The sequence below is a fragment of the Moraxella sp. I5G genome (genome assembly GCF_055193055.1).
This window is the reverse complement of the sequence record NZ_JBUXLH010000029.1, coordinates 1-3,753: the sequence shown is the minus strand read 5'-3', so window position 1 is coordinate 3,753 and position 3,753 is coordinate 1. Positions and strand designations below refer to the sequence as shown.

Below are 3,753 nucleotides of genomic sequence, written 5' to 3'. Positions count from 1 at the left end.
TCCAATAGCCCAGCAATCAGAACTTACCCTTGAGCAGTTTTGCCAGTTAGAACAAGCTTTGATTTCCTATCATGGCGGCAGTTTCAGCGGTATTACAGACCAAGCCCTGCAAGCTTTGGGATTACAAAGAAACGTCAGCCTGTCAGTGCAAAATTTTATCGTTTTGCCCGAATTGCTGGCGCAAAGCGATTTATTGGCTGTTGTGCCTGAGCGCTTGATTGCCAATTTGCCCAATCTTAAGCGCTTTGAACCACCTCTTAAAATTCAAGGCTTTACCAAAACACTGATTTGGCACGAACGGACACATAAAGATCCTGCGTATCGATGGGTAAGGGAGTTGATTGAAAAGGCTTGTGCCGCAAGCGTAGCGTAGGCAACGGGCTGGATAGATAACATGTGGGGAAAAGGTTATCTGAAAAATCTTTGCAACAATTATATTGCTCCTTAATTCACTAATTTTCTTAACGTAATTTATTATGATTAAATCACATTTAATGTAATTGCATAAGGAGAAAACTATGCTAAAAATAGATATTGCAATAAAAGAAACTGCTTCCGTTATTTCTAAGAATATTGATAGATTTGATGATTCAGAAAGAGGCTTACTTTCACAAAATATTCTCGCCCAGTTAAGAAACTTAGTCGAATATATTGCACAAAAAATATATAGTAATGGTCAGGATATTGATCCTAACAACTATTCAGATAAAAAAGAAGCATGGGAATATATTAAATCAAAAGGCAGCTTTGATTTCCTACATAAATTCCATAGCCTATTACAAAAATCCGTATCACACTATACTATAGATGAGAATGGATCTGAAAGGTTAATGCTAAAATATTATGAATATTTACTAAGAATAAAATCATTCTTAAGAAAAAAATATGGGTTAGATATTTTATATAATATAGAAGAGTTTCCTTTAAATTTAGATGAAAAACTAACTGAGTATTATGAAAAAATATCATTGAAAATAAACGCAGACCATATCAATGATACCTATTCTAATTATAATGATAGATATTATATTCAAAAAATAAAACCTTTCTTTGTGAAACAAGAGATATATTATGAAGTTACATTTACTATTGCAAATGATAAAGTAAGTAAATTTGATAGGATTATTGCCTTTACACGCCATGATATACTGGATAATTATGCAGTAAAATTAAGAATAAGAGAAGATTATATTGATATACTAAACAGTAGGATGTCAATTAAAATTATTGATAACTGGGAAGTGTCAATACGTAATTGTGAATTTAAGAATTTCTCAAAAATTTTCAACATGCAATCAGTTCATTCTAACAGTAATGAATATTCTTTAATAATGAAGTATTTAACTTATAATAAGATTGACTTTGTCGATATTGTACGATTATCAGACAATTATTTTTATGATTTTAAAAATCAAATAACTTCACAAGTAAGAACTACTAATTTTATCAATATATTGGAAGTTTGTAGAAACCTTATAAGAAATAATTTAGCAGGAAGAAATGTTATCAGTTATTTGTTGTATAAATTAAATAACAAAGTAATTAAAAGTCAGTTTAATAATGCTCCATGTCATAAGTTATCCAACTTAAATCTTAGCTGGGGGTGTATTCCATTTGATAAAATGCCATTCACGACATCTTTAATAAGTCACAACCCTAAAGTGCATGATTTATTTAATTGTATCAATCCATCGAATCGTGAACATGAGTTCCTAGCAAGATTCATTAAGAATAACGCAGAGAAAAAAGGAGTCTTATTTACAAAATTAGAAGAAATATCTGGCTTCTCTAATATTCAAGAATTAATGAAGAAGTATAATTCCAACGTATATCACAAACACACTAATCGTAACTTGGTTGAATATAAAGGATTTATCTATATAAAAGAATATGTAGATAATTGCATTGATATTATCCTGGAAATAAAAAAATATGCAAATGAAAAGATAGAAGGTTACACTAATTCAGTTATTTCTTGGCTAAATGATGGTTCATATAAAATTGATTGTAATGAGAAATTAGAATTACTAAAAAATATGTTTTCTCAATCTAGAGTTGCATTAATCTACGGTGCAGCAGGGACAGGTAAGTCTACAGTTATAAACCATATATCTAACTTTTGGAATGACAAAGAAAAAATATATTTAGCTAATACCAATCCTGCTGTAAACAACTTAAAAAGAAGGGTAACCACTAAAAACAGCTATTTTATGACTATTTCAAAGTTTCTATCTAAAAGAAATAATCATACATCTTGTGATTTATTGGTTATTGATGAGTGCAGTACTATTAGTAATCAAGATATGGTAAGTATTCTAAGGAAAGTAGATTGTAAGATGCTTGTTTTAGTTGGCGATGTTTTTCAAATTGAATCTATTTTGTTTGGGAATTGGTTTGACATTATTCGTAGATTTGTCAATCAATCTGCAATTTTAGAATTGAAAACACCATATAGAACAACTAATGAAAATTTATTAACGATCTGGAATAGAGTTAGAGAGTTAGATATAGCGATATTAGAACCGATGGTAAAAGAAAACTATTCTGTTAGATTAGATAAATCAGTACTGGATCAGCCAAATGATGATGAAATCATTTTGTGCCTGAATTATGATGGTATTTATGGTATTAATAATATTAATCATTTTTTGCAGAGTAATAACCCAAACCAGCCTGTTTTATGGGGAATACACGATTACAAGGTAAATGATCCTATTTTGTTTAATGAGTCAGAAAGATTTACTCCACTTATTCATAACAACATGAAAGGAAAAATTGTTGATATTAACAAAACAGAAAGTGAAATATTTTTTACTATTGAATTAGATATTAGCATAAATGAAATTGATGCAGATGGATATGATTTTGAACTTTTATCAAATAAAAATAGTAAAAATTCAATAATTAAATTTTCAGTTAAAAAATATCCAGATACCGATGAAGATGATGATTCATTTGATAAATTAGTTCCATTTCAAGTTGCTTATGCTGTATCTATCCATAAATCACAAGGTTTAGAATACAAGTCTGTTAAAATCATTATTACGAATGAATTGGAAGAATTGGTAAGCCATAGTATTTTTTATACGGCTATTACAAGAGCAAAAGAAAATTTGAAAATTTATTGGTCTCCGGAAACAGAAAAGGTCATTCTATCGAGTTTTGAAAAGAGAGATTTTTCTAGAGATATTGGGTTATTAAAGGGGATGATAAATTCCCAAGGCAACAGTAGAGAATTATAGACATTATCTACGAATAAGGTCAGCATGGCAGGTTTTTAATACGGCTTTGCTTTATCTTTTCAGTCGAGGCAAGAAATCTGGAATTTGAATGTGGCGGATGAATAAATCGACACTGGTGTATATTTGGGCATATTGCTTGCTATGTTTATTTGGCAAGTGGCGAATTGGTGGAGCTTTTCTCTGAACTCCCCTATAAGCAGTGGACAGCGTACGTTTTACCTCCCGCAAAGAAATATAATTCACACCCGTGTAAAGTATAGTCAGTAAGCACAGTCAGATTCTAGAATCCGACTGTGCTTACGCCGTTTTCAGACAACCTAAAACCATGTCCGTTTTATTATAACAGCTCTAAGCCGCACGATTTTTCATTTCACCAACAACCGTCCCTGTCTCGCCAAATTCAAAATCGCCAGCAACAGCAGCATCACCAAGCCGGAGCCTGAGGTGACGAGGAAATAGCCTAAAAACAGTAAATGCTGTTCAGCAATCAAATGGAAACTACAGTCCGTCT

At 31.1% G+C, this 3,753-nt stretch carries 2 protein-coding genes; both read left to right on the top strand.

The window, feature by feature from the left end; translation table 11 throughout:
* The coding region (locus ACZBKJ_RS09705; RefSeq protein WP_463200885.1) for a LysR substrate-binding domain-containing protein at positions 1–373 on the top strand (373 nt) is incomplete at its 5' end.
* A gap of 145 nt (positions 374–518) precedes the next feature.
* Positions 519–3,242 carry an ATP-dependent DNA helicase gene (locus ACZBKJ_RS09700; RefSeq protein ID WP_463200884.1) on the top strand — a complete coding sequence of 908 codons (2,724 nt, stop codon included), beginning with the start codon at positions 519–521 and terminating at the stop codon, positions 3,240–3,242.
* Positions 3,243–3,753 lie beyond the last annotated feature (511 nt).

What these genes read in the sequence shown, in the direction of transcription:
- ACZBKJ_RS09700 (WP_463200884.1), top strand. Translation starts at nt 519, where the DNA reads ATGCTAAAAATAGATATTGCAATAAAAGAAACTGCTTCCGTTATTTCT.